General features: G+C 62.9%; 26 protein-coding genes. 15 read left to right on the top strand and 11 right to left on the bottom strand.

Annotated features, from left to right (window positions below; genetic code table 11):
* Positions 1-370: 370 nt before the first annotated feature.
* From ACF8SD_RS03725 to ACF8SD_RS03705, 5 genes are all read left to right on the top strand, one after another.
* Positions 371-583, top strand: coding sequence for a hypothetical protein (locus tag ACF8SD_RS03725; protein WP_392483781.1), 213 nt, complete (start codon positions 371-373; stop codon positions 581-583).
* 888 nt (positions 584-1471) lie between these two features.
* Complete coding sequence (locus tag ACF8SD_RS03720; protein ID WP_110676357.1) at positions 1472-1999, top strand: (2Fe-2S)-binding protein; 528 nt, start codon at positions 1472-1474, stop codon at positions 1997-1999.
* Entirely contained in the window at positions 1996-2991 is a 996-nt protein-coding gene (locus tag ACF8SD_RS03715) for an FAD binding domain-containing protein (RefSeq protein WP_392483780.1), read from the top strand. Before ACF8SD_RS03720 ends, ACF8SD_RS03715 begins: the two co-directional genes overlap by 4 nt.
* Positions 2992-2993: 2 nt before the next feature.
* A complete protein-coding gene (locus tag ACF8SD_RS03710) occupies positions 2994-5192 on the top strand; it encodes a xanthine dehydrogenase family protein molybdopterin-binding subunit (RefSeq protein WP_392483782.1) in 2199 nt (732 codons plus the stop codon).
* Positions 5193-5286: 94 nt separating this feature from the next.
* Positions 5287-5454 carry a hypothetical protein gene (locus ACF8SD_RS03705; RefSeq protein ID WP_173889199.1) on the top strand — a complete coding sequence of 56 codons (168 nt, stop codon included), beginning with the start codon at positions 5287-5289 and terminating at the stop codon, positions 5452-5454.
* A gap of 126 nt (positions 5455-5580) precedes the next feature.
* Here ACF8SD_RS03705 and ACF8SD_RS03700 read toward each other — a convergent pair whose 3' ends face one another.
* On the bottom strand, positions 5581-5850 hold the full coding sequence (locus ACF8SD_RS03700; protein ID WP_173891694.1) for a DUF6555 family protein: 270 nt from the start codon (positions 5848-5850) through the stop codon (positions 5581-5583).
* 142 nt (positions 5851-5992) lie between these two features.
* On the bottom strand, positions 5993-6199 hold the full coding sequence (locus ACF8SD_RS03695; RefSeq protein WP_173889197.1) for a general stress protein: 207 nt from the start codon (positions 6197-6199) through the stop codon (positions 5993-5995).
* A 309-nt stretch (positions 6200-6508) separates the two neighbouring features.
* Between ACF8SD_RS03695 and ACF8SD_RS03690 the strand changes: the two genes are divergently transcribed.
* Positions 6509-10288: a CheR family methyltransferase gene (locus tag ACF8SD_RS03690; RefSeq protein WP_173889195.1), complete on the top strand. Its 3780-nt coding sequence runs from the start codon at positions 6509-6511 to the stop codon at positions 10286-10288.
* A 19-nt stretch (positions 10289-10307) separates the two neighbouring features.
* Here the strand turns inward: ACF8SD_RS03690 and ACF8SD_RS03685 are convergent, their stop codons facing one another.
* Positions 10308-10859, bottom strand: coding sequence for an ATP-dependent Clp protease proteolytic subunit (locus ACF8SD_RS03685; RefSeq protein ID WP_392483779.1), 552 nt, complete (start codon positions 10857-10859; stop codon positions 10308-10310).
* Positions 10860-11052: 193 nt separating this feature from the next.
* Here ACF8SD_RS03685 and ACF8SD_RS03680 point away from each other — a divergent pair, with 193 nt between their 5' ends.
* Genes ACF8SD_RS03680 through ACF8SD_RS03665 form a run of 4 tightly spaced genes read left to right on the top strand, consistent with a single transcriptional unit; the run spans position 11053 to position 14907 of the window.
* Complete coding sequence (locus tag ACF8SD_RS03680; protein ID WP_173889191.1) at positions 11053-11970, top strand: DUF72 domain-containing protein; 918 nt, start codon at positions 11053-11055, stop codon at positions 11968-11970.
* Between the two features lie 8 nt (positions 11971-11978).
* Positions 11979-12752, top strand: coding sequence for an endonuclease/exonuclease/phosphatase family protein (locus ACF8SD_RS03675; RefSeq protein ID WP_173891693.1), 774 nt, complete (start codon positions 11979-11981; stop codon positions 12750-12752).
* Entirely contained in the window at positions 12749-13954 is a 1206-nt protein-coding gene (clsB, locus tag ACF8SD_RS03670) for a cardiolipin synthase ClsB (protein WP_392483778.1), read from the top strand. Before ACF8SD_RS03675 ends, clsB begins: the two co-directional genes overlap by 4 nt.
* Complete coding sequence (locus ACF8SD_RS03665) at positions 13954-14907, top strand: lysylphosphatidylglycerol synthase domain-containing protein (RefSeq protein ID WP_054913143.1); 954 nt, start codon at positions 13954-13956, stop codon at positions 14905-14907. Before clsB ends, ACF8SD_RS03665 begins: the two co-directional genes overlap by 1 nt.
* 60 nt (positions 14908-14967) lie before the next feature.
* Here ACF8SD_RS03665 and ACF8SD_RS03660 read toward each other — a convergent pair whose 3' ends face one another.
* Positions 14968-15192, bottom strand: coding sequence for a metallothionein (locus ACF8SD_RS03660; protein WP_009686889.1), 225 nt, complete (start codon positions 15190-15192; stop codon positions 14968-14970).
* Positions 15189-15653 (bottom strand): phosphotransferase system, HPr-related protein, encoded by a 465-nt coding sequence (locus ACF8SD_RS03655; protein WP_173889185.1) that lies wholly within the window; start codon positions 15651-15653, stop codon positions 15189-15191. The genes ACF8SD_RS03660 and ACF8SD_RS03655 overlap by 4 nt, the downstream gene beginning before the upstream one ends.
* 128 nt (positions 15654-15781) lie before the next feature.
* Here ACF8SD_RS03655 and ligD point away from each other — a divergent pair, with 128 nt between their 5' ends.
* The 5 genes from ligD to ACF8SD_RS03630 are packed head-to-tail and all read left to right on the top strand — an operon-like array spanning position 15782 to position 21371.
* The gene (gene ligD, locus ACF8SD_RS03650; RefSeq protein ID WP_173889183.1) at positions 15782-18283 is read left to right on the top strand and encodes a DNA ligase D; all 2502 of its coding nucleotides are present in this window, start codon (positions 15782-15784) and stop codon (positions 18281-18283) included.
* A gap of 25 nt (positions 18284-18308) precedes the next feature.
* Positions 18309-19352, top strand: a complete 1044-nt coding sequence (locus ACF8SD_RS03645) for an acyl-CoA dehydrogenase (protein WP_392483776.1) — start codon at positions 18309-18311, stop codon at positions 19350-19352.
* Entirely contained in the window at positions 19349-20104 is a 756-nt protein-coding gene (locus ACF8SD_RS03640; protein ID WP_392483775.1) for a PIG-L deacetylase family protein, read from the top strand. Before ACF8SD_RS03645 ends, ACF8SD_RS03640 begins: the two co-directional genes overlap by 4 nt.
* Before the next feature lie 11 nt (positions 20105-20115).
* Positions 20116-20715 (top strand): class I SAM-dependent methyltransferase, encoded by a 600-nt coding sequence (locus ACF8SD_RS03635; RefSeq protein ID WP_392483774.1) that lies wholly within the window; start codon positions 20116-20118, stop codon positions 20713-20715.
* Entirely contained in the window at positions 20712-21371 is a 660-nt protein-coding gene (locus ACF8SD_RS03630; protein ID WP_392483773.1) for a glycosyltransferase, read from the top strand. Before ACF8SD_RS03635 ends, ACF8SD_RS03630 begins: the two co-directional genes overlap by 4 nt.
* Before the next feature lie 23 nt (positions 21372-21394).
* Here the strand turns inward: ACF8SD_RS03630 and ACF8SD_RS03625 are convergent, their stop codons facing one another.
* From ACF8SD_RS03625 to ACF8SD_RS03600, 6 genes are all read right to left on the bottom strand, one after another.
* Entirely contained in the window at positions 21395-22216 is an 822-nt protein-coding gene (locus ACF8SD_RS03625) for a Ku protein (RefSeq protein ID WP_173889176.1), read from the bottom strand.
* A 95-nt stretch (positions 22217-22311) separates the two neighbouring features.
* Complete coding sequence (locus tag ACF8SD_RS03620; RefSeq protein WP_392483772.1) at positions 22312-22899, bottom strand: nucleosidase; 588 nt, start codon at positions 22897-22899, stop codon at positions 22312-22314.
* An 80-nt stretch (positions 22900-22979) separates the two neighbouring features.
* Entirely contained in the window at positions 22980-23933 is a 954-nt protein-coding gene (locus ACF8SD_RS03615) for a methyltransferase (RefSeq protein ID WP_392483771.1), read from the bottom strand.
* Positions 23933-25264: an iron-containing redox enzyme family protein gene (locus tag ACF8SD_RS03610; protein WP_392483770.1), complete on the bottom strand. Its 1332-nt coding sequence runs from the start codon at positions 25262-25264 to the stop codon at positions 23933-23935. The genes ACF8SD_RS03615 and ACF8SD_RS03610 overlap by 1 nt, the downstream gene beginning before the upstream one ends.
* A 20-nt stretch (positions 25265-25284) precedes the next feature.
* Complete coding sequence (locus tag ACF8SD_RS03605; RefSeq protein ID WP_173889169.1) at positions 25285-25485, bottom strand: hypothetical protein; 201 nt, start codon at positions 25483-25485, stop codon at positions 25285-25287.
* A gap of 58 nt (positions 25486-25543) precedes the next feature.
* Positions 25544-25720, bottom strand: a complete 177-nt coding sequence (locus ACF8SD_RS03600; RefSeq protein WP_173889167.1) for a general stress protein — start codon at positions 25718-25720, stop codon at positions 25544-25546.
* Positions 25721-25792 lie beyond the last annotated feature (72 nt).

Below are 25792 nucleotides of genomic sequence, written 5' to 3'. Positions count from 1 at the left end.
CAAACGTGTGGGAGCGGGCGTGCCCGCGAAGGGCTGCAAAGCAGCCCCAGTAAAGCTTAACTGACAGGCATTTGCGTCCGCCAACGGATTTGAGGACAGGCATCGCTTACTCATCACTGCATCAGTCGACAGTCAGGGGTCACAGACGGAGTGAGTGATTGAGATTCTAGAGGTCGATCCAAGGCAGCAGCATTATGGTTTTCAAGGCAGGCATTCAGGGATGGCGGGGCTCCTGAAGCTGAGAAGGTACCTGAGCTGTGTAGTGCAAATGCTTGAATCGCCTAGTGTATGGTCAATTCGCACAAATTATGGTTTTCGGGTACTGGTGACATCATCCTGATATTTAGCAATCCAGTGGATTTAACATAATATGCATTATGCGCAGTATTACATGCTCACACCTGGGCCTTGGGTGGGCAGATCCGAAGCCACGCTGACCTTGGTAGTTACTCACGCTCACCAGGCGTCTCCGACCACGCATCTGTCGCGCTGCATTATCGAGCCCAAAAGCCCGCTGATCCGCAATCTCCGGCGCATCGCCCTGCGTATCGCCCTGCGCATCGCGCCGCGTAACATCCTCTAGCTCCTTACTACAAATTTGCCGAGCGTGCTTCTGGGGAAAGCGCGGTGCTCAAATGTCTGCTCCAGAACCAACACCTCAGCAACCCAAAACGCTCTGGACTTACGCTGCGCCTGACAAGCTATATCAATCCAGGCGTATCCATGCCTTTGAGTCAGTACGACCCCGAACCCATCTGCGAATTTCACGCTTGCCAGGTTTAAGTTCTGCGCTTCGCCGGTTGACTCAGTATTCGCATCCCGCAGGCTGCACAGGTAGCTCTGCACAGCGCTTACGCAGCAAAATGCTGTCTCTGAGCAAGCCCATTGCGATCCAATAATCCGCATCTATACTGCAATTTCCACGGATTCACAGCCCCAAGCCTCTGATTGGCAGCGTCGGCCCCAGATAACCGCACCGGCAAGGCTATAGCGATTTGGCCTCGATCAAGGCATCGACATCTATCGATTCCGTCAGCCACATAGGTCTGAATCCATCGCTTAAGACACTCCTGAACCTATGCCATCAGGCGGACGCGCCACACCGCCTTGAAGCGACTACCCTTTTTTTGCAATGATAGTTTGATGCCCTTCAATAATAACTACGCTAAATATTCATTTAGTTGAGTTAATGGTGTAGATCGCTAATATCTCGGCCCTTTCCCGTCAATAATTCAGCCACGGTTCGTATCCCGGTGGTCACGCGCCCTCGCCCGCTGATGCCTTCTTGGTCACCGGCCAGCACTCCCGAACTTCGCACTCCGTCCCGCGGCTCACCACCATAACGCTTGCACGCCGTCCCGCCATAGCCACCTCTCCACGCCTGGCAAGCCGGTGGAACGTTTCTGCAACCTCCCGGGTCGCACAACAAAGACGCAGCCAACTGCGTGAACCCTGACCGTGAGGACCTTCCATGAGCGCGCTCTCTTCCAATGGGGCTGCAGAAAACCCCATCTACCTGACCCTCAATGGTCAGCCACGAACACTGGCAGTCCACCCGTGGACCACTCTGCTCGACCTGTTGCGTGAACAGCTGGACCTGGTAGGTACCAAAAAAGGCTGCGACCACGGCCAATGCGGCGCCTGCACGGTGTTGCGCGACGGCAAGCGTGTCAATGCTTGCCTGACCTTGGCCATCATGTGCGACGGCGCAGACTTGGTGACCATTGAGGGGCTGGCCAGCGGCGACGTGCTGCACCCTATGCAACGGGCCTTCATCACCCACGATGCGTTTCAGTGCGGGTACTGCACACCTGGGCAGATCTGCTCTGCCGTCGGGCTTGTGCGTGAAGGGCGAGCCGACGGCCGTGAGGCCATTCGCGAGCAGATGAGCGGCAACCTTTGCCGCTGTGGTGCCTATGGCAACATCGTCGCCGCGATCGAAGAAGCCCAGCCGCTGATGGCACACCCGGATCAACCACAACGGGGGGCGAAGCCATGATGCCCTTCAGTTACCACAAGCCTGCGTCAGTCAGCGAAGCCGTGAGCCTGGCTGGCGACAGCGCGCGCTTCATCGCCGGGGGCACCAACCTGGTCGACCTGATGAAGGAAAATGTGGTCCGCCCCGAGCGCCTGATCGATATCTCAGGCTTGGCGCTGGATGGGCTGCACCCCACTGCCAACGGTGGCGTCTTGATCGGTGCCCTGGTCAGTAATGCCGACCTGGCCTGGCACCCGATGATCGAGCGACAATACCCGTTGCTGTCACAGGCTATCCTGGCGGGCGCTTCACCGCAGTTGAGAAACATGGCCAGTACCGGCGGCAACTTGCTCCAGCGCACACGCTGTTACTACTTCTACGATACCGGCACCCCCTGCAACAAACGTGAACCCGGCAGCGGATGCCCTGCTCGTAGCGGCCGCAACCGCATACACGCCATTCTTGGCGCCAGTGAGGCCTGTGTGGCCACTCATCCGTCCGACATGTGCGTAGCACTGGCAGCACTCGAAGCCGTGGTGCACGTAGAGGGACCGGCTGGCAAACGCCAGATCCCCTTTGCAGATTTCCATCGCCTGCCCGAGAACAATCCGGAGCGTGATAACCAGCTGGCAGCCGATGAGCTGGTAACAGCTGTAGAGCTGCCGCCGCCGCTGTTCGAACAGCATTACCGCTACCTGAAAATTCGAGATCGAGCCTCCTACGCGTTTGCGCTGGTGTCGGTCGCTGCGGCCTTGCGGTTGGATGGCGATGTAATTCAGCACGCCCGCCTGGCGCTGGGCGGTGTAGCGCACAAACCATGGCGCGACCCGGGTGTGGAAAGCCTGCTGGTTGGCCAGGTGCCTTCCGAGGCGCTGTTCGATAAGGCCGCGCAGGCGCTGCTTCAGGGCGCACAGCCGCTGAGCCACAACGGTTTCAAAGTAACACTGGCGCAGCGTGCAATCGTGCGTGCATTGACTGACGCGGCGCACAGTGCCGCTGGTGGGGGGGCATGACCATGGTCAACAGCAAATCTGTAGTCGGTACCCCACTGGACCGCGTGGATGGGGTGGCTAAAGTCACCGGCCAGGCACGCTATGCGGGCGAATACCCAAAAGACGGCCTGCTCCACGGCAGCGTGGTGTCCAGTACCATCGCCCGCGGCCGCGTAGTGCGCATCGACGCTACCCAGGCGCTGGGCGTACCCGGCGTTGTCGCGGTGCTCGACCATGGGCATCGTCCGCATATTTCCAGTTATGACGATGACTACAGCGACGCCGATGCAGCAGAGGGCGCACCCTTTCGGCCCCTGTTCAACGATCGAGTGCTGTACAGCGGGCAACCCCTGGCGCTGGTGGTGGCGCACACCCTGGAGGTGGCCCGGTATGCAGGCTCATTGATCCGGATCGAATACGCCGAGGAACCTCACGAGACAGACCTGGGCGCTACCAAGGCGTCGCATGTGGCGCCGGCGGAAACACCGGCCCCGCGTGGCGACTTCGCTGGCAGTTTCGCTGGGGCACCCGTGCAGGTCGATGCCACCTACCTGACTGCCAACGAGCACCACAACCCGATGGAGCCCCACGCCTCCACCGTGCACTACAAGCCCGACGGCAGCTTGGAAATTCATGACAAGACCCAAGGCACGCAGAACTGCCAGGACTACCTGCACAAGGTGTTCGGCCTGCCCAAGGCCCAGATCCGTGTGCACGCAGCCTTCGTCGGCGGTGCCTTCGGCTCGGGCCTGCGCCCGCAGTACCAGCTGCCCCTGGCAGTAATGGCGGCGCTGCATCTTCAGCGCTCTGTGCGCGTCACCCTGACGCGTCAGCAAATGTTCACGTTCGGCTACCGGCCCCGCACTGAACAGCGTTTGCGCCTGGGCGCAGGCGCAGATGGGCGATTGCTGGCAGTCGGTCACGATGGACTGGGGCAGACCTCGCGCTTCGAAGACTTCACCGAACACCTGGTGGAATGGAGCGGTATGCTCTACCAGTGCGACAACGTTGAACTCAACTACCGACTCGCCTCGTTGGATGTGTACACCCCATTGGACATGCGCGCCCCTGGGGCCGGTTCTGGGGTGGTCGCGCTGGAATGCGCGATGGATGAGCTTGCCTGTGCCGCAGATATCGACCCCGTAGAGCTGCGCCAGCGTAATTTTGCCGCCAACAATGGCAACGAGGGCAAGCCCTACTCCAGCAAGGAGCTGCTGGCGTGCTACCAGCAAGGCAGTGAGCGTTTCGGTTGGCAGCACCGCAACCCGCAACCGCGCAGCATGCGCACTGGCAACCAGTTGGTCGGTTGGGGAATGGCGGGCGGCGTCTGGGAGGCCATGCAGATGAAGGCCAGCGCGAAAGCGCGCCTGGATGCCCAAGGCCACCTCACCGTCAGCAGCGCCACCACCGATATCGGCACCGGCACCTACACCGTCATGACCCAGATCGCAGCCGACGCTGCGGGCGTCAGCGTGGAGGATGTCACCTTCGTACTCGGTGACTCGTCCCTGCCCACCGCCCCCCTGCAGGGCGGGTCGTTCACGGTATCGTCGGTAGGCTCGGCTGTGCGCCAGGCTTGCCAGGTGTTACGCACAAAGGTGCTGGAGCATGCCCGCAATATGCATCCGCAAGTGGCGAGCGCAGCGCGGGAGGAGATCGTCTTCGCCGGTGGCTACCTGCACGCGGGTAGCTATCGCGTGGCCCTGGCAGATATCGTCGCCAGTGCCCCCGGCGCTGAGTTCGAAGTGCAAATCGACGCTGAGCCTGGTGCAAGGCGCCAACCGTTTTCCACGGCGACCCACTCGGCCGTGTTTGTCGAGGTCCAGGTTGACGAAGACCTCGGCATGATCAAGGTCACCCGAGTAGTCAGCGCCGTGGCGGCGGGCCGGGTCGTTAACCCGAAGACTGCACGCAGCCAGATCCTGGGCGGCGTGGTGTGGGGTATCGGCATGGCTCTGCACGAAGAGGCCTTGACCGACCATGGCCTGGGTCGCATCGTCAATCACAACCTTGCGGAATACCACATCCCGGTCAACGCGGACTGCGGTGGTATCGACGTTATTTTCGTTGAGGAGCACGACGATGTCGTCAATGAGCTGGGGTCGAAGGGTGTGGGCGAAATTGGCGTGGTCGGCGTGGCTGCCGCAGTGGCGAACGCCATCTACCACGCCACCGGCAAACGTGTGAGGGAGTTCCCGATCACACTCGACAAGGTGCTGTAACCCGAAACCCGTGAGAAGCATGCGATGGGCGAGGCTGGATCGCCCATCGCGGCGCACCATCAACACCATTAACCAAGACCTGGAGGATGATGCAATGAGTACTGCACTGCGCATGGGCGGGGGCAACGCCCAGGACGACTGGCCGGAGCTTGAGCCAGAAAAGCGTAACGACCAGGTCGATGACCCGGATACCGACCCGAATGTGGGCGATGACGACGATCGCCCGGGTGTACCCGCCAGCGATCCGGAGTCCGGGGCCTGAATCGTTTACTGCCAGCGGGTTAAGGGGAGCGGCTGCAGTCCGCTGCCCTTGTTTCTCAGTTGAATCGGCAATTGGAACTGGGGCCATCTGCGGGCGGAGGGAGCCACGCCAGCCCGAGCGCTGCCGTTAGACAATTGCCGCAGGGTCGCCCACCGAGTGATTCGGTTTGCTTCCTGACAGACGCCAGCTCACCCCAGTAATCCCATACCGTTCGGCCATCGGGCGGCTGACCTTCCTGATCTTTTCACGCCCGAATTTGGGGATTATGCCAATGCCCGCATCGCAACTCGCCCAATGCCAGGCTTCGGCATTGTCCAGGCGGTCCAGGCGAATGATGAAACTGCGCGGCTGACCATGTAGTTGGTAATCAATGATGAACAGCTGTGGGGCAGGCATCGCAGGGGCCTCCTCTTCTCCATGGATGACACCCTGATTGATCGGGGCAGGACCAGAAGATTCAAAAAAATATCGATCGACGGGCACCAGCGGCGCCCGGGCGGCGTGCGCCTACGGGCACACTACCGTTCGCGCAGTACCTTCACTCGCTGCGAGTGCCGTGGCTCTTCTGGCCACCTTTGCGTCCGGCTTCCGATGCCCGCTGGCGATCATTGGCGAAGTTGCCGCCCGAAGCTTGGCCGCCTTTGTGCCCAGCGCGCGATGCACGCTCACGGTCGTTGGCGAAGTTGCCCGGGTTTGTTTCTTTGGTACCGCCGCGCTGGCGGGTACGTTCCTGATCTTGCGCCATGTGGTTTCTCCTTGCGATAAATACGCGGTTGCGCAACCTGTGCGTTCATGCAGTGCACGCACGGAAGGTTGCCCATGTTCATATTCCGAACCTGCAATCACCCGCTTGTCTCACACGCTTCACGGGCAGCTGACCGGCGGCCTTAAACACGCCCAGGCCAACTATTTGTGCCCCATTTGCAGGGAGGCCGCACTTTATCGCGCATGCAGCAGTCACAACTGCAGGGTAGCGGCCTATAATCGCCTCACTATCCAGGTGTGACTGTGCAGTCACGCTCCGCCTGTAAGGCTCTTGTACAAGGCTCCGTCAATGAAGTCCTCGCCCAAGCAACCCGCCTCGCCGCAAAATCCTGCACTCAGCCCAAGCCACTTGGACTTTCCGGTGGTGGGCATCGGGGCCTCCGCGGGGGGCCTGGAAGCCATCTGCACGCTGTTTCGGCACATGCCCAGTGACTGCGGCATGGCGTTCGTGGTGGTGCTGCATCTGTCGCCGGATCATCAAAGCGTGGCCGACCGGATCATCCAGGACACCACGCAAATGCCCGTGCGCCAAGTCACCGAACCGGTGCCGATCGAGCGCAACCACGTGTATGTCATCTCCCCGGCCAATCGCCTTTCCACCAATGACGGCTACCTGCGCGTGACCCCCGCCAATCGCCGCCGTGGCGACCACGTGGCCATTGACCTGTTCTTCCGCGACCTGGCCGACGTGCACAAGGACCATGCATTCTGCGTGGTGCTGTCGGGCACCGGCGCCGACGGTGCCGTGGGGCTGTCGCGGATCAAGGAGCAAGGCGGCGTGACCCTGGTTCAAACCCCGGACGATGCCCAGTACGACAGCATGCCCCGGGCTGCCATCGAAACCGGCATGGTCGACCTGGTGCTGCCCGTGGCCGAGATGCCACAAAAGCTGCTGGAGCTGTGGCGTAACGCCCGGCAGGTCCGGCTGCCGGAAATCGAGGATGACACCCTGCCCCCGGCGCTGGGCACCCGCGTTGGCGACGCCCAGGCCAGCGAGCCGCTGCTGGAGGAGATCCTCCTGCAGTTGCGCAGCAACACGGGGCACGATTTCCAGCACTACAAGCGCGCCACCGTGCTGCGACGTATCGAACGTCGCCTGCACGTGACCGGGCAAAGCAACCTCGCCGGCTACTTGCACTACCTGGAGCAGAACCCCGCCGAGTCCACGGCGTTGCTGGCAGACATGCTGATCGGCGTGACCAACTTCTTCCGCGACCGCGAAGCCTTCGAGGCCCTGGAGCGGCATGTGCTGCCGCAGCTGGCCAGCGAGCATGACCCGGTCGACGGCCATGACGAGATCCGCGTCTGGTCGGCCGGCTGCTCGACCGGCGAAGAGGCTTATAGCCTGGCCATGCTGATCTGTGAGCAACTTGCACTGGAGCAGCGCAACCGCAAGGTCCAGGTGTTTGCCACCGACCTCGATGCTCGTGCCATCGGCATCGCGCGCACGGGCGTGTATTCCGAGGCGATCGTGACCGATGTGCCGCCCAGCCGGCTGCGCCAGTTTTTCGTCAAGGAAGACCAGCATTACCGGGTGCGCAAGGAGGTGCGCGAAAAAGTGTTGTTCGCGCGCCACAACCTGCTGTCGGACCCACCCTTTTCGCAAATTGACCTCATTGTCTGCCGCAACCTGTTGATCTACCTCGACCGCGAAGTGCAACGCGACATCCTGTTGATGTTCCACTTTGCCTTGCGCCCCGGCGGCCATCTTTTCCTAGGCTCGTCCGAGTCAGCCGACGTGGTGGGTGAACTGTTCGCACCGGTGGACAAGCGTAACCGGATCTTCCGCGCCCGTGACGTCAGCAATGCCGGGCGCCGGGCCGAGCGGCAGGTGCCTGGCAGTACTGGCGCCAGCCTGCCATTGGACCCGTTGGCCAAGGCCAAGCCTGGGCGCAAGCCCTCTTATGCCGAGCTGCACCACCGCGCCCTGGCCATGCGCATGCCGGCCAGCCTTATCGCGGATGTGGACGGCAATATCCTGCACATGAGCGAAAGTGTCGGGCGCTTCCTGCAACTGGGCGGCGGCGAGCCCAGCCGCAATTTGCTTGGCCTGGTGCTGCCGAGCCTGCGCCTGGCGCTGCGCAGTACGCTGTTCCAGGCGCGCCAAGGCACCGAAGCGGTCACCTCCAGGCCGGTCGACCTGGGCGATGGCCAACAGCCGTTGCAGGTGGAGATCACCGTGCAGCCTTACAAGGACGACGGGCACAACGGCGATTGCCTGCTCGTGGTATTCGAGCAGCGGGCGCCTGACCCTTCCCTGCCACTGCCGGGCGTCATCCGCCAGACCGACAGCATGGTCCTGCACAACCTGGAACGTGAACTCCAGCGTACCCGCCTGCAGCTGCAGGAAACCATCGAGCAGTCGCAGGTATCCAGCGAGGAACTCACGGCTTCCAACGAAGAAATGCAGGCAATCAACGAAGAGCTGCGCTCGGCCAGCGAAGAGCTGGAAACCAGCAAGGAAGAGCTGCAATCCATCAACGAGGAGTTGCTCACCGTCAACTACGAGTTGAAGAACAAGGTGGAGGAGACCGACAAGGTCAACGACTACCTGAGCAACCTGATCGCCTGCACCGAAATCGCCACCGTGTTCGTCGACCGCAACCTGCATATCCGCTGGTTCACGCCGCGCGCCACCGACCTGTTCAACATTTTACCGGTCGATACCGGCCGCTCATTGCTCGACATCACGCACCGCCTGGACTACCCGGCCATGGCCGATGATGCCCGTGCCGTGGCCCAGGGTGAGGCCGTGATCGAGCGGGAAGTTGGCGGCCAGCGCGACCACTGGTACCTGGCACGCCTGCTGCCCTACCGCTCCAGCGAGCAGAAAATCGACGGTACCGTCTTGACCTTCATCGACATCAGCAGCAGCCACGCTGCCGAAGAGCATGTGCGCCTGGGCGAGGAACGCTTGAGCAAGCAGCTGGCGGAATCGCAAACCACCAGCCACATGAAGGATGAGTTCTTCGCCATCATGTCGCATGAACTGAAGCACCCACTGAACCTGATTCAGCTGAACGCGGAAATGCTCCGCCGCCTGCCCTCGATCAAGCAGATCGGCACCGCCAGCAAGGCGGTAGCTACCATCTGCGAGGCGGTTGGCAGCCAGGCCAGGATCATCGACGACCTGCTGGATGTGGCCCGCATCCGTACCGGCAAGCTCAAGCTCAAGACCGAGCCGGTAGACCTTGGCGCCATCCTGCGCGGCATTCACGCTGTGGTGGTGAGCGAGCAACACCCCTGCCTGGTGCGCCTGGAGCTGCCTGCCGACGGCTTGCCAGTGATGATCGAGGGCGATGTCACGCGCCTGGAGCAGATCATCTGGAACCTGCTGAACAATGCCCTGAAATTCAGCCCGGCAGGCAGTGAGATACGCCTGGTGTTGAGTCATGACGAGCAACAGGCACGCCTGCAGGTGATCGACCAAGGCGTAGGCTTGAGCCTCGACAGCCTGGAGCACATCTTCGACCTGTTCAGCCAGGCTCCCCAACTGGCCAACCAGAACCGTGAAGGCCTGGGCATCGGCCTGTCGTTGGTGCGGCAGTTGGTCGAAGCCCAGGGCGGCACCGTGCAGGCCAGTTCGGCCGGTTTGGGCATGGGCTGCACCTTCACCGTTCGCCTGCCCCTGTGCAACGTGCAGTCCCCGCCTTGCGCCGACCTTGCAGAACATTCCAGGGAGGGCCGGCTGCAGGGCGTGCGCGTGCTGCTGGTGGATGACTCGGTCGAGGTATTGGAGATCATGCAAGAGCTGCTGGAAATGGAAAACGCCAGCGTGCGCGCCTTCAGCCGCCCCCGCGAGGCGCTGGAAGCGGCCTCGGGTGAGGAGTTCGACATCATTCTCTCCGACATCGGCATGCCAGTGATGGACGGCCATGCCTTGATCAAGGCGCTGCGCAGCCATGCCCATCTGCGCCACACCCCGGCCATTGCCCTCACCGGCTACGGTGCCAGTGCAGATCAGCACAAGTCGCGCCAGTCCGGCTTCGACCGGCACCTGAACAAGCCGGTCGGCTACGACGAACTGGTGGAGGCCATCGAAACCTTGAGCGGCACTGTGCCGTACTGATGGCCGACCGGTATGAACCTCAGGCGTGCACGCTCCACTGGTTCATGTCCAGCGTGATCGGCATCTCGTCGATGGCATGGATCACGCCACTTTGCAGAGCCTCCTGCGGCCCCAGAATCCGCGGGTACGCCATCAGGTAGCGCGGTACATCCAGCACCTCGGGCGCCCCTTGTGTGCGCTCGGCCACAATCTGCGCATACAGCTGCAGGTCGTAATCCAGGCTCATCGCATATTCCGCCATGCGTGAATGGTCGACCGAGCCATGCAAGGTCCAGTGAAACGGGTGGAACAGGAACTTGCTGTAGCTGCATGCCGTGCGCCACTCCCCGGCCAGGAACAGGATATTACCCATGGACTCGACGGTGCCCAGGTTATGCGTATGCACCGGCACCGGTAGCGCCCGCAGGAAGTTGTACAGGGTAAAACCGTAGCTGCACTCGCCGCCCATGGTAGCGATGTTCAGTTGCAGCACCTCGGCGCCCTGCTGCAACGCCTTTGAGCAGGTATTGATCAAGTTGCCGCAGGTCGATGAATTGATCGGCCCGGTGAAATGAATGATGTGTCTGGCCATGCTTGCCTCCAGCGTTGGCAGGTCAATTCCTGGGCTTGCGCGCCTGGGCGCTTACCCGGTGGAATCGTCTGCGCCGGCAAAGTTCAACCTGTCAGGACCGCTCCCGTTGGTCAAACGCGGTGAACCCTTGGCCCTCTGCGCCAGTCGCACCTTCACAGTAACCGAACAAGGAACCGGTGATGAGGACGACAGCGTGAGCGATATCCGCATCGGCATTTCCGGGTGGCGCTATGGCCCCTGGCGCAAGGACTTCTACCCCAAAGGCCTGCGCCAGGACGATGAACTGGCGTTCGCCTCGCGGGCCGTGAACAGCATCGAGATAAACGGCTCGTTCTACAGCTTGCAAACCCCAGAGCGTTACCTGCGCTGGCGTGATGAAACGCCGGATGGCTTCGTTTTCGCAGTCAAGGGGCCACGGTACATCACCCATGTGCGGCGCCTTAAGGAAATTGAAGAGCCGGTGGCCAACTTCTTCGCCTCCGGTCCATTGCTGCTCGGCGACAAGCTTGGGCCTTTTCTGTGGCAGTTTCCACCGAACATGAAGTTTGACGAAGAGCGTTTTGCCCGGTTTTTGCAGTTGCTGCCACGTGACCGCAAAGCTGCGCGTGAATGCGCCCGGGGCTGTGCCGAACGGCTGCGCGACAATGGCGGCCTTGCAATCACCGGTAATGTACGTTTGCGCCACGCGGTGGAAATACGCCACGAGAGTTTTCTTTGCGAGGCGTTCATCAAGCTGCTGCGCAAGCACCGTGTTGCGCTGGTGGTTGCGGACAGTGCCGGCAAGTGGCCGCATGCCGAAGATGTGACCGCCGACTTCGTGTACATGCGCCTGCACGGCGACGTGGAGCTCTACAGCAGCGGCTATACCGCGCGCGCGTTACGCCGCTGGAAACAGCGCATCCTGCACTGGAGCCAAGGCAGTCAGGCAGACGACGCGCACCTGATCGTGCCGGGGCCGCCACCCCGGCGTGCGGCCCGTGACGTGTACTGTTACTTCGACAATGACCAGAAGGTCCATGCGCCCTACGACGCCCGCCGCTTGCTGCAGAAGCTGTCGCTGGACCATGAATTGATGACCGAACCGGGCGTTGTGCCGGAGGTGGCCTTGTGAACGAACCCATGACTGCTTTGCCGCGCAGCACCGATCAGTCCACCGCCGTGCGCCGCTTGAACGTACTCACGCTGAACGTGCACAAGGGGTTCACCTTCTTCAATCGCCGCTTCATCCTGCCTGAGCTGCGTGAAGCGGTGCGTGCCACCGGCGCAGACCTGGTGTTCCTGCAGGAAGTGCATGGCAGCCATCAGCAACATGCCTTGCGCCACCCGGCCTGGCCTGATACCCCGCAATATGAATTCCTTGCCGACAGCATGTGGCCCCAGTTCGCCTATGGCCGCAATGCCGTGTATCCGCAAGGTGACCACGGCAACGCCTTGCTGTCCAAATTTCCCATCAAACGCTTCAACAACCTCGATGTGTCGGTGCAAGGCAAGGAACAACGCGGCCTGCTGCATTGCCAACTCGAGGTCCCAGGGCACGCCCAGGTGCACGCTATTTGTGTGCACCTGGGCCTGCGCGAAGCGCACCGGCAAAGCCAGATCCAGCTGTTGCTCGACCTGCTGGCCAGCCTGCCGCCGCAAGCCCCGGTCATCGTCGCCGGCGATTTCAACGACTGGCGCCTGAAGGCAGACGCCGTGTTGGGCGAGCACCTGGTAGAGGCCTTTGGCGAGCGCTTCGGCACCCCGGCACGCAGCTTCCCGGCGCGTCTGCCGCTGCTGCGCCTTGACCGCATCTACCTGCGCAACGCCATGCCGAGCGCCGCCCAGGTACTGTCGAATTACCCGTGGTCGCACCTTTCCGACCACGCACCATTGGCCGCGGAGATTCACCTGTGAACAGACCTTGGGTAGAGGGCAACAACGTAAAGTTGCTGATCAACGGCGAGCAGTATTACCCCTGCGTGTTCGAGGCCATGGCCCGTGCCCAGGAGGAAATCCTGCTGGAAACCTTCATCATTTTCGACGACAAGGTCGGCCGGCAACTGCAGCAGGCGCTGATAGATGCGGCGCGCCGCGGCGTGCGTGTCGAGGTGGTCGTGGACGGCTATGGTACCGGTGACTTGCCCGCGCCATTCATCGCTGCCATGACAGATGCCGGGGTGAGTTTCCACGCCTTCGACCCGCAGCCGCGCCTGGTGGGCATGCGTACCAACCTGTTCCGGCGCCTGCACCGCAAGATCGTGGTCATCGATGGCGAGCGGGCCTTCATTGGCGGCATCAACTACAGCGCCGATCACCTGGGCGACTTCGGCCCCATGGCCAAGCAGGACTATGCCGTCGAGGTAACCGGGCCGGTGGTGGCACAGGTGCATGCCGCCAGCAAGCGCCTGATGTCGCCGGTGCTGCAGGACCCAAGCGCCGTGCGGCCGTTGACCGAGCCCGCCGGGGCCACCACCGCCGTGCTGGTAGAGCGTGACAACGGCGTGCGCAGGACAGCCATCGAAAGCCAGTACCTGCAGGCGTTTCGCGGTGCCAAAGAACGTATCGTGGTGGCCAATGCCTACTTCTTCCCCGGCTACCGGCTACTGCGCGAGTTGCGCAACGCTGCCCGGCGAGGGGTGGCTGTACACCTGATCCTGCAAGGGCAGCCAGACATGCGCTGGGTCCGTGCGCTGTCGCGGTTGCTGTACAACTACCTGCTGCGCGATGGCGTGGTCATTCATGAATACTGCAAGCGGCCCTTGCACGGCAAAGTGGCGCTGGTGGACGACGAGTGGGCGACCGTGGGTTCCAGCAACCTCGACCCGCTGAGCCTGTCGCTGAACCTGGAAGCCAACCTGTTCATCCGCGATCGCGCTTTCAACCAGCTGCTCGGCGAGCACCTGCAGTCACTTGCGCACGAGCAGTGCAAGCCGGTGACCCTGGAACGCATGATCCGTGGCTACTGGTGGCGGGCACCGCTGATATTCGCTTGCTTCCATGCGGCGCGCCATTTCCCGCGCATCGCCGGCTGGTTGCCGGCACACCGCCAACGGCTGCGCTCGCTGCAGCCAGACGTCGAGGCCCCGGCCGGCGACCTGCACGAGGGCAATACCTGATGGCACGGACAACCTGGCAAACCTGGGCCAAGCGCGTATTGACGGTGGCGTTCCTGATCCTGATCCCTGTGCTGCTGTACCAATTGGCCCGCAACCTGGACTGGAACGAAGTGCGCCAGTCGCTGCTCGCCTACAAGCCTGGAACGCTGGTGGTGGGCCTGGCAATTGCGGTGTGCAGTTACCTGACGTTCGCCAGCTACGACTTGCTGGCCCGCGCCTACACCGGTCATCAGTTGCCCGCCCGGCAAGTGCTGCCGGTCGCCTTCGTGTGCTACGCGTTCAACCTCAACTTCACCACCTGGGTCGGCGGGGTTGCCTTGCGCTACCGCCTGTATGGGCGCCTGGGGCTCGATACCCCCACCATCACGCGCATTCTCACGCTGGGCCTGCTCACCAACTGGATGGGCTACATGCTGCTGGCCGGCAGTGTGTTCGCCCTGGGTCTGGTCGAACTGCCGGGCAACTGGGCGGTGGGCACCACAGGGCTGCGCCTGATCGGCGTGCTGTTGCTGGCGATTACCGCGGCGTACCTGCTGGCCTGTGGCCTGGCCAAGAAGCGCACGTGGCGCTGGCGCGAGCACGAAGTCACTTTGCCAACCCTGCGCCTTGCACTCTGCCAGGTAGCGCTGGGGGCCAGCAACTGGGCATTGATGGCGCTGCTGATTTACTGGTTGCTGCCGGGCGACGCCTTCTACCCCGCGATCCTCGGGATCCTGTTGATCAGTTGCGTGGCAGGCGTGGTTGCACATATCCCGGCGGGCCTGGGTGTGCTGGAAGCGGTGTTCCTCGCCCTGCTGCACGGTCAGATGGCGCAGGGCACGCTGGTAGCCGCGCTGTTAGGCTATCGCACCCTGTACTACTTGATACCGCTGGTGGTTGCGATCGTGACTTATCTGGTGCTTGAGAAGCGCGCCAAGGTCATGCGCCAGCGCGACAATTCGGTGCAAACCTGATGGTGCGGGGCAGGCGCGGTTAACGTCGGCGCGGCCTGGTGCCGCGCCAACAAGGCGAGCTCAAGGGGAAATCGGGTCGCTCGCCGGGAAGGTCTCATCCAGCGCATTGTCTACGGCATTTTCGTCCGGTTTTTCGCTGCAATGGCAGGCTTGCATCCTGCATCCCTCGCCATGGCTATGGCCGTTGGCGCAGGCCTCACAGCAATAGGCCTTGCCGTCCCGCTGCAAGGCATTGGCATCCACGGTGCAGGAACAATCGGTACAGGCACAACGTTGCTGGTTCATGATCTGCTCTCCTCGTCATCGATCACATCATCGGTCCAGGGTTCGCCGTCAAGCGGCGCGGAACGTGCCAGTTCGGCTTCGTCCAGCCCAAAGCCGCCACCGATTTCGTCGGCATCCACTTCACGCAGGTCCATGTCAGCCGGGCCGTCGCCGCCGCCGGGCTCGTGCGGGTCACGGGCGCCGGTTTCATCCAGCAGGGTGTCCGGGCTCAGGTCGTCGTAGGTGACGTTGTCTTCATGCAGGCTGTCGCTCAGCGCTTCGCCACCCGTCATGCCGCTTTCGGCAACACGCTCTGGTGGGAATTCGCGCTCGATCTCGCTCGCCGGGCGCTCATCCCCTACCCGTCCATGGCGTTCGTCCAGGCGCTCATCGAAGTCCAGTTCGTGCACGCTGCCCATGCGGTCCTCGGTGTCGTCGATCTCGGTTGGGGTATAGGGCTTGGGATCTTCTGTTCGGGCCATGTACGTTCTCCGTCAGTTGGCTGCATTCGGTCGACTGCATCCGGCGGCCGAAGATTCAGAGTTTTTTGAACTCCACGCGTGCCCGGCGCCTCCCAGCTCTACAGAGAGCGATTCGCCCGGAGCCGGACATGGCCAAGCCCCTGCAGGAATACGCGCGCAAGCGCGACTTCAACGCAACGCCCGAGCCCAGTGGCAAACGCAGCCGTGGCAAAAAAGCCCATGCGCTGCAGTTCTGCATTCAGAAACACGACGCCAGCCACCTGCATTACGATTTCCGCCTGGAGTTGGACGGTACGTTGAAGAGCTGGGCGATCCCCAAAGGCCCGTCGCTGGACCCGAAAGTGCGCCGCCTGGCCGTGCACGTCGAGGACCACCCGCTGGACTATGCCGATTTCGAGGGCCATATCCCTGAAGGCCACTACGGGGCGGGCGATGTCATCGTGTGGGATCGCGGCATCTGGGAGCCGGAGGGTGACGCCCATGAGGGTTATGCCAAGGGCAAGCTCAAGTTTCGCTTGCAAGGCGAAAAACTGTCGGGGGTTTGGAACCTGTTCCGCACTCACCTGGCTGGCAAGAAAGAACAATGGATGCTGGTCAAATCCCACGATGCCCAGGCCCGAAGCGAAACCGAGTACAGCATCGTCGACGCGCAGCCCGACAGTGTGCTCAGTGACCGCACCCTGATCCCCCGCAAGCCGGCAGCCAAGCAAACCGCCGCCAAGCAGCGGGCTACCCGCAAGCGGCCCGGCAAGGCCCGCCAGGCCGCATTGCCGAACCAGTTGCAGCCACAGCTGGCCACCTTGGTGGACACGCCGCCCCAAGGCGACTGGCGCTATGAAGTCAAGTTCGATGGCTACCGCATCCTGGCCCGCATCGAGGGCGACGATGTGCGGCTATTCACCCGCAATGGCCATGACTGGAGCAGCAAGATGCCCCGCCAGATCGCGGCACTGCGCGCGCTGGGCATCGATTCGGCCTGGCTGGATGGCGAAATGGTAGTGGCCGACGAAAATGGCGCAGCGGACTTCCAGGCGTTACAGAACGCCTTCGACACCGAGCAGGACGAGCACATCACTTACTACGTGTTCGACCTGCCCTTTCTGGGTGGCCAGGACCTGCGTCAGGCACCGCTACAGGATCGCCGCGAAACGCTGAAAACCCTCCTCGATCACGGCGCGTCAGACGTACTCAAATATTCCGCCGACTTCGACGAACCGGTCGACGCCCTGCTGGCCAGCGCCTGCCGCCTGGAACTCGAAGGGCTGATCGGTAAACGTGCAGACAGCCCCTACAGCGGCCGGCGGAGCGCGGACTGGATCAAGCTCAAATGCAAGCAGCGCCAGGAGTTCGTGCTGGTTGGCTACACCGACCCCAAAGGCAGCCGCAGCGGTTTCGGGGCCCTGCTGCTGGCCTTGCACGACCCGGACAGTGGCGAGCTGCGCTATGCCGGCAAGGTTGGTACCGGCTTCACGGCTGCCACCCTGGCCAGCATCCATACCCGCCTGCAGCCACTGGAAATTGCCAAGCCCGCCGTGGCCCGCCCGCCCAGCGGCGCAGAAGCCCGGGGTGTGCACTGGCTGAAGCCGCAGCTGCTGGCTGAAGTGGCGTATGCCCAGATGACCCGCGACGGCATTGTGCGCCATTCGGTCTTCCATGGCCTGCGCGATGACAAGCCCGCCACCGCCATCGACCTGGAACGCCCCATGCCCACCAAGACCACGCCCCGCCGCAAACGCGGCAAAGCAGCGCCCCTTTCGGAGGACCTGCATCTTACCCACCCTGACCGGTTGATCGACGCTACCACGGGCATGACCAAGCGCGATGTGGCCGAGTATTACGCCGCCGTCAGCCAGTGGTTGCTACCCCAGATCCAGCACCGCCCGGTGGCATTGGTGCGCGCACCCGATGGCCTGGCCGGTGAGCTTTTCTTCCAGAAGAACGCCAGCCAGCTGCACCTGCCCAATGTGCTGGAATACGACAAGGCCCAGGCCGGCCAGGCGGCCATGGTCATCAACCGCGCCGATACCCTGCTGGGCGCGGTGCAGATGAACATGCTCGAGCTGCACAGCTGGAACGCCACTGACAAGGACTTCGACAAGCCCGACCGCTTCGTGCTCGACCTCGACCCTGACCCGGCGCTGCCCTGGAAGGCCATGCTGGAAGCCACTCAACTCACCCTCACCCTGCTCGACGAGCTTGGCCTGAAAGTGTTCCTCAAGACCAGCGGCGGCAAGGGCATCCACTTGGTAGTACCGCTGACCCGCCGCGCGGGTTGGGACGAGGTCAAGGCTTTCAGCCATGCCATCGTCGAGTACCTGGCCAAGCTGTTCCCGGACCGCCTCAGCGCTGTTTCAGGGCCCAAAAACCGCATCGGCCGCATCTTCATCGACTATCTGCGCAACGCTAGGGGGGCAACAACCGCGTGCGCCTATTCCCTGCGTGCGCGGGAAGGCCTGCCGGTGTCGGTGCCCATCTGGCGGGAGGAACTGGCCACGCTCAAGGCCGCCAACCAATGGAACATCGCCAACCTGCCCGCGCGCCTGGCGGAGGTTGACGACCCGTGGGCGGACCTGGGCAAGGTCCGCCAGTCCATTACCGCGCGCATGCGCAAACAGCTGGGGCTTGCCTAGTGGCCACGCATCAGGAGACCCGCCCATGAGCATCGTCCAGGACTTCAACCTGACCCACTTCGACCGCCTACTGCGTACATTCGGTGATCGTCAGCAACCCCTCAACCTCGACACTCAGTTGCCTCAGCTGATGCAGGCGTTGCAGGCCGACCACCTGGACCTGCTGCCGTTGCCAGGCCAGGGCAATACCTTGCGCCGTTGGCAGACGTTGGCCCGCGTGGCGGGTTGCGACCTGGCCCTGGCCAAACTGTATGAAGGCCACACCGATGCCCTGGCGATTCTGGCGGAGTGCGCAGCTGCGCATTACGTGGCAGAAGGCATTTGGGGCGTGTGGGCCGCCGAGCCACCTGATGCCCGCGCGGTCATAACCTCCCGCGACGGCGACAGGGTACGTTTGCAAGGCACCAAAGCCTGGTGTTCCGGGGCGTTGCAGATCGACCGGGCACTGCTCACGGCCTGGGATGAGCAGGGTCAGCAGCAGTTGGTCGCCATCGAACTGTCGCAGCCTGACCAGGGGCTGAACATCGAGCACTGGCAAGCCGTGGGCATGGCTACCACGGCCAGCGTCGAGGTCACCTTCGATAACACCCCGGCAACGCTGATCGGCAAACCTGGCCAGTACCTGGCGCGCCCTGGTTTCTGGCACGGCGGCGGCGGTATCGCCGCGTGCTGGTATGGTGCGGCCGAGGCCCTGGCCGACTACCTGCGCGAGTATTGCCGCAAGCCGCGGCCCGACCCACATGCCGATGCCCACCTCGGGGCGGTGGACGCCGCTTTGTATGGTGCGCGTGCGGCGCTGCGTGAATGCGCCGCCTGGGTCGACCGGCAGCCGGGTGCAGATGCCAGTTTTGAAGTGCGGCGCACCCGCGCCCAGGTTGAGCAGGCCGTGGAGCAGGTCATCAGCCATGTCGGGCGGGCGCTGGGTGCCACACCGTTCTGCCGCAACAGCCACTTCGCCCGTTTGAGCGCCGATTTGCCGGTGTATCTGCGCCAGAGCCACGCGGAGCGTGACCTGGCAGCGCTGGGCCAACAGCTGGCGCAGGTGCCGGCAGGGGCGTGGCAGCTATGAGTGTCAACTTGATCCAGGCCAGCAGCGGCACCCCTTGGGCCGATTGGCAACAGGCCGCCCACCTGGCCCGGGCCACTTGGCTCGACCCCGCCCGGCTCTGCCCGCCCGGGCGCCGCCTGGTGATGATCGCGCCCCACCCGGATGACGAGATCCTCATGGCAGGCGGCCTGCTGAGCCGTTTCAAAGGCCGTGAAGCCGACTTGGTGCTGATTTCCGCAACCGATGGTGAAGGCAGCCACCCTGGCTCAACCCAGTGGAGCGAGCATCGCCTGCGTCGCCAACGCCCCCAGGAAAGTCGCCTGGCATTGCAGCAGCTTGACCTGGACCCGAACCGCGTGGACTGGCGCCGGCTCAACCTCAAGGACGGCCAATTGCCGCGAGAGGAAGCGTTCCTCGTCAGCCATCTGACTCAATTGTTGCGCCCGGACGACCTATTGATGGCTACCTGGCGCAATGACGGTCATTGCGACCACGAGGCCGTCGGGCGCGCCGCCGCCCACGCGGCGTTGGCGCGGCAAGTGCAACTGGCCGAGGTCCCGGTCTGGGCCTGGCACTGGGCGCAACCCGACGACCCTCGCCTGCCCTGGCCCCGTGCCCACCGCCTGCAGCTGGATGAAGCCCGGTTGGCGCGCAAGCGCAAGGCCCTGGCAGCCCATGCCAGCCAGATGCAAAAAGATGGTGAGCGGCCGCCGGTTCTACCGGCAAACCTGCTGGATTGCCTGCTGCAACCTTTCGAACTGGTGTTCCTTTGACTGGAGTTGTCATGAGCCTCGATCCACAGTATTTCGCCGACTTGTATGCGACCAATGAAGACCCCTGGGCTTTCCGCACCCGTTGGTACGAGAAGCGCAAGCGCGAGCTGGTCATGGCCAGCCTGCCCCGTCAGTGCTACCAGCGGGTATTCGAACCAGCCTGCGCCAATGGCGAGTTGAGTGCACTGCTGGCCGAACGCAGCGGGGAACTGCTATGCCAAGACCTCGATCCCACCGCCGTGGGGCTGGCCCGCGAACGCTTGGCTCAGGTGCACAATGCGTCTGTGGAACTGGCGCGGCTACCGGCGGACTGGCCTGGTGGGCGCTTCGACCTGATTGTGCTGAGCGAGGTGGGTTATTACCTGGACCCCACCGACTGGCTGCAAGTGATCGAGCAAGCGGTCGCCAGCCTGTCTTATGACGGCGGCCTGCTGGCATGTCACTGGAAGCACCCCATCGTCGGTTGCCCGCAGGATGGGCGTGCAGTGCATCGCATGCTGGCCCGCCACCTGCCCCTGTACAAGCAGTTCCAGCATGATGAAGCGGACTTCGTGCTCGAGTACTGGTCAGCCCAGCCCAGTGTGGTCGACCTTGACGAGACTTGCCCATGATCGCCGTCGTGATTCCGGCCCACAACGAAGCCCGCCGCCTAGGCCGTTGTCTGCGTGCGGTGCTGATCGCCGCCGTGCAGGCACAGCAGGCTGGCCACCGGGTCGAGGTGCTGGTAGTGCTCGACCGCTGCAGCGATGGCAGCGCCGCCGTGGCGCGGCGTTTTGGTGTGCAGGTGCTGGAGGTGGAGGCTGGCAGTGTTGGCATGGCGCGGCGGGTGGGCGCGGCGCACATGGTCGACCGTGGTGCGCGGTGGCTGGCCTGTACCGATGCCGACAGCCGGGTACCGGGGCACTGGTTGATGTCGCAGTTGGCCTGCAGTGCCGAGGTTGTCTGTGGCACGGTACACGTCGAGTACTGGCAGCCGTGGCAGACGGCCGCCCTGCGCCAGCTCTACCAAAGCCGCTACGAGCAGCGCGAGGGGCACCGGCACATTCATGGCGCCAACCTCGGCGTGTGCGCCGACGCCTATGCGCGGGTCGGCGGCTTCCAGCCCTTGGCCGCCCATGAAGATGTGCAACTGGTCAGCGACCTGCAAGCCAGTGGCGCGCAGATCGTCTGGACGGCCCGGCACAGCGTAGCCACCAGCAGCCGCCGCGACAGCCGCGCCCGGGAAGGTTTTGGCGATTACCTGGAGGGGCTACAGGCTCTGGTTTGATCGAAGCGCTTGTGGGGCCTCGATCAGGAGGCCTTGCGCGGCTTTTTCGCCGGCTTCTTGCCGCCGAGGCTGCGTTTTAGCAGCTCGGTAAGGTCGAGGATATCCGCACCTTTCTCGGCGCTGGCGGCCTTGCCTTTCTCGACCGTGGCGATCTTGCCCTTGCTGGCCTTTTCTTCCACAAGGTCCAGAATGGTCTGGCGGAAGGCGTCATGATAGTCCTCGGGCTTCCACGGCCCGCTCATGTCTTCGACCAGCCGCTTGGCCATGTCCAGTTCGCGCTTGTCGACCTTGGTGTCGGTCACACTGCTGTCCAACTCCAGGGTCTCCAGCCCGCGCACTTCCTCGGGCCAGCGCAAAGTGATCATCACCAGCGCGTCATCCAGAGGGCGCAGCAGCGCCAGGTGCTGGCGAGTGTGCAGCACCACCGTAGCCAGCGCCACCTTGCCGGTTTTTTCCAGGGTCTCGCGCAGCAATGCATAGACTTTGCCGCCGCGCCGGTCGGGGGTGAGGTAATACGGCGTATCGAAGTGCTGCAGGGGTATCTCGCCAGCTTCGACAAAGGAAAAGATATCGATCGTCTGGGTGGCTTCAGGGCGAGCCTTGCGGATCTCCTCCTCGCTGATCACCACGTAGCGACCTTTCTCGTACTCCACGCCTTTGACGACGTTGTCTTTGTCGATTTCCTTGCCGGTGACCTTGTTCACCCGTTTGTAGCCCACCGGCTCCATGCTGCGCTTGTCCAGCCAGTCAAAATCCACCCGTTCGGTGCGCACCGCAGTGTTGAGGGCCACGGGGATATGCACGAGGCCGAAGCTGATAGCGCCTTTCCAGATTGCCCGAGCCATGACACTGCTCCAAAGTTGCCTGTCGATACCAACAGTGACTGCGCTGGGTGGTGAAGGTTTAATGGGGTTGCCCTACGGTACCCTGCACCCGGCGATCAGGTCGCGCTGAACAGCACCCGCCTGAAGGCTTCGGCGGCCAGGTGGACCTGTACCGCCCAATCACCCGCGGCTTCGCTGCCGGCGTCATCGGAGATGTACTTCAGGCACACGAAAGGTATCCCTTCGCTGCGGGCGATCAAGGCCAGCACGTAGGCTTCCATGTCGACCACGTCGTAAGGCGCATCGCCGTGGTTGGTTTCGAAGCTGTCGCCACTGCCGCAGGTTTCCAGCGCCAGGCCGGGTATGGCCGCACCGTGTTCGAGTAGCACCGGGGTATTCGCCAGTGGCGTCTCGTAACGGGCGAAGCCCAACGGCGTCACATCCATGTCGCGCTGCACGAAACGGTTGCAGCACACGACAGCGCCTTTGCCGTGGCGCTGGCTGCCAGCAGAACCCAGGTTGACGATCAGCCTGGGGCGGCGCACAGCGATAGCCTTGGTCAAGGCGATAGCGGCATTGACCTTGCCGATACCCGTGAACACGGTGTTCACCTCGCGGAACACGTCCCCCGCTTCGGCTTCTAGGGCGAAGACGAACAAGGTGTCATCCAGGGAGATATCGGGGAATTGCGTGGTCAGCATCATGGCACGGATGGTCCGAGTGGCGGCAAGGGGCGCGCCATTGTCGGGCAACTCCGGTTAATTGCAAGTGCGCGGTACCACTTCTACAGCCGCGTAACCGTCAGGGCTACGGCGGCTATCCGTTCCACGGCTTCATAACCCGGCTCAGCCAGCTGTTCTCCGAACACATCAGGATCGATCTCACGATATACCCAAGAGCACGTGGGGCCTGCCAGGCGAAGACGAACAGCCTCGAGCAAGGGATCACGCCCGTCCACGATCGCCACACCGGTATACAACAGCAACGAGCCGCCCGGGCTTAGCCGCTCGCGAGCCTGTTCGACAATCCGCAACGACAACTCTGCCCCCAGAGGGCCTCCACCATGGCGATAGGTGCGCTCGCCCACATCGAGCATGTAAGGCGGGTTGGCGACGATCAGGTCGAAGCAGCCGACGACATCATCGAGCAGGTCACTGCGCTTTACCGAAACATTGTCTACGCCCGCGAGCGCGGCATTGACGGCGATGTAGCGCAGGGCAAGCGGGTTGATATCCACCGCACAAACCTGCGCATGGTGCGCCGCACGCGCGATCAGCAACGCGCCGATGCCGGTTCCACAGCCAATGTCTACCGCATGCTCAACCCGGTTGGGGGTGTGTCGCAGGTGGTCATGGATGACCTGGGCGAAGCGGTAGCTGTCTGGGCCGAAGAACACCGCGTCCGCGGCCTCGGTCGGGTAGGCGGAGTGGACCAGTAACAGGTCATCCAGCGTGGACCAGCGGACGGTGCTACGCCACATATCACCCGGCGCAGCAGTGAGGCCCCCCGCTTGCCTCAGCTGGGCCATTTGATCGCCACTGAGCAGTTTGGCGCTGAACGGCCGGCTCCAGCCGAACACATCCCGCAGCGTTCGTGCCTGCTCCCCTGCAGACCGGGCCATAACCCGCGCGTGGGTGGCCGGTGTCACGCAGGTAAACCGATAGCCATCAGCCCGCAGGCGCTGGCCCAACTGCAATAATGCACCGTCACTGGCCAGGCGTTCAGGGTCATTGATCATCAGCGCGGATCCTCCTGGATCATCCCTGTGGCCTGCAGATAGGCACGGGTCGCCTGCAGCCCGTCAGGCGTGGCGTGGTGGTTGCCGGCCATGCGTGCGATCAGCGCATCGATATCATGCGCGTCGACCTCCACGGCCGCATCATCGGAGCCTGCCGGCAGCTGCCAGCTCCCGGGGAGTACGCGCCGGACGCGCGACTGCCAACCTGCCGCGATCCAGTCGTGCCACAACTGCTTTTCATAGGCGGTGAACACGCCGTACATTGGCGCTGAAGGCCCTTCCACGAGTGACCACCAGCGGCTCTGTGCGGGCGCCTCGCCCCGGCGGATCCAGCCCTGCGCCTGCAGGGCCTGGAGAAATTGCGGCATGGCCCCAGGTTCAGCCAACCATTGGTTGATAGTGCGCCCCTGTAGCCGGCAACGGTCTGAGTGCATGAACTGGCCAAACTGACGCTTCTGCTCCAAGGCCTGAACCAGTGCTGTTTCCAGGTCGAAAAGGCTGATCAGGCTGGGGGTATCGAGCCCAAGGTCATTCAGGCGGTAGCCGCGCCGTACGCGCTGATAGAATGCGCAGGCGTCATGGGGCGGACAGAGCTGGCGTAAAGCCTGGATAGACAAGTGGGCATGGCCGCTGGCAGCGTTGTCGATCGTGACATGCAATTGGAAATACTGGCCGTCGATCCCCAACTCGGCGAGTTCGTAGGTGGTAATCAGCAAATGCAACGGCGGTTGTTCGTAACCGAGGTTGTAACCGATCAGCTCAGGGAGGAAGTCCTCACCGTAGCGGCCCAGTGCCAGCTGCAGTGCCCCCTGCAAATATCGCTCGTCTTCAAGCTGCAATGGCTCCAGGCAACCCAGGCGGCTCAGCAGCCGCTGATAGATCGCAACATGGTTACAGCGCGCATCACCGCTGCCCAATTCTTCCAGGTAAGTCCGGATCAACCCGTGGTAGCGCGGGTCTGCCCAATGCCGCAATGTGCTGTGCAACCACGCACCGTCAACCGCCTTGGTCGGTGCCACCTGCTGCAGGAACCATAGCGCTTGCGCGCGGGTGGCAAAATAGCGACGTGGCCCACCTTGCTGGCGTTGTGCCAAGTAGGCGGCAAAACCTTGAGCTACTTGCCCGGCGTGGCGCGCGCTCCAGGCTTCAAGCTCCACGGGGTCGGCTGGCAGGTCATCCGGCAAGTGTCTGGCACGCTCCAGTTGCGCATTCAACCAGTCGGCGCCAGTGATGTCAGTGCCTGCCAGCAAGGCTTGGTAACGCTGTTGCAGGCTGGTTGTGGCCAGTGAGGCCGGAACTGTCGCGGCGGTCTTGCGGGTCATGACCGTCATGCCGTTTTCCTCATGCGCGTTTATTGACTGGGTTTCTGACCTGGCATAGGTTCAGGATCGGGCGCAGGTTGGGGCGCGGGTTTTTCGGCGGGCTGGTGCATCTGCAGGGACGATTTGGTGGTGTCGGCGTCGTCCTTGCCTGGGTGGCCATTGTCTCGATCGAAACAGCCCCCAACCAGCACCAGGGCGCCCGTCAGGGCGGCTACGGGTATCCATTGCATAACGACCTCCAGGTTTGCTTGATTGCAGTGCCGGTTGCCCGGCACTGCCAAGCCTCGTTTACGAGCGGCCACCTTTACGGCCTGATTCGCTGCTTTGGCCGCCGCTGGAATGTTGGCCGCCCTTGCGGCCTGCCTCGGAGGCTTTCTCGCGGTCATTGGCAAAGTTGCCCGAGTTCTTGTTACCGCCCTGGCTGCCTTGTTGATTGCCGGTACGGCTATTGTCTTTAGTGGCCATGGTCTGAAACCTCATATGATTTCGGGATGCACGGCATGAGCGCCGTACAGTACTTCGGAGTGCGGGCTCGGG

Origin of the sequence: Pseudomonas sp. CJQ_9 (assembly GCF_043106615.1) — a bacterium.
Classification (GTDB): Bacteria; Pseudomonadota; Gammaproteobacteria; order Pseudomonadales; family Pseudomonadaceae; genus Aquipseudomonas; species Aquipseudomonas juntendi.
Note: the sequence above shows the minus strand (reverse complement) of the source record. Positions and strands in the feature narration are given on the sequence as shown.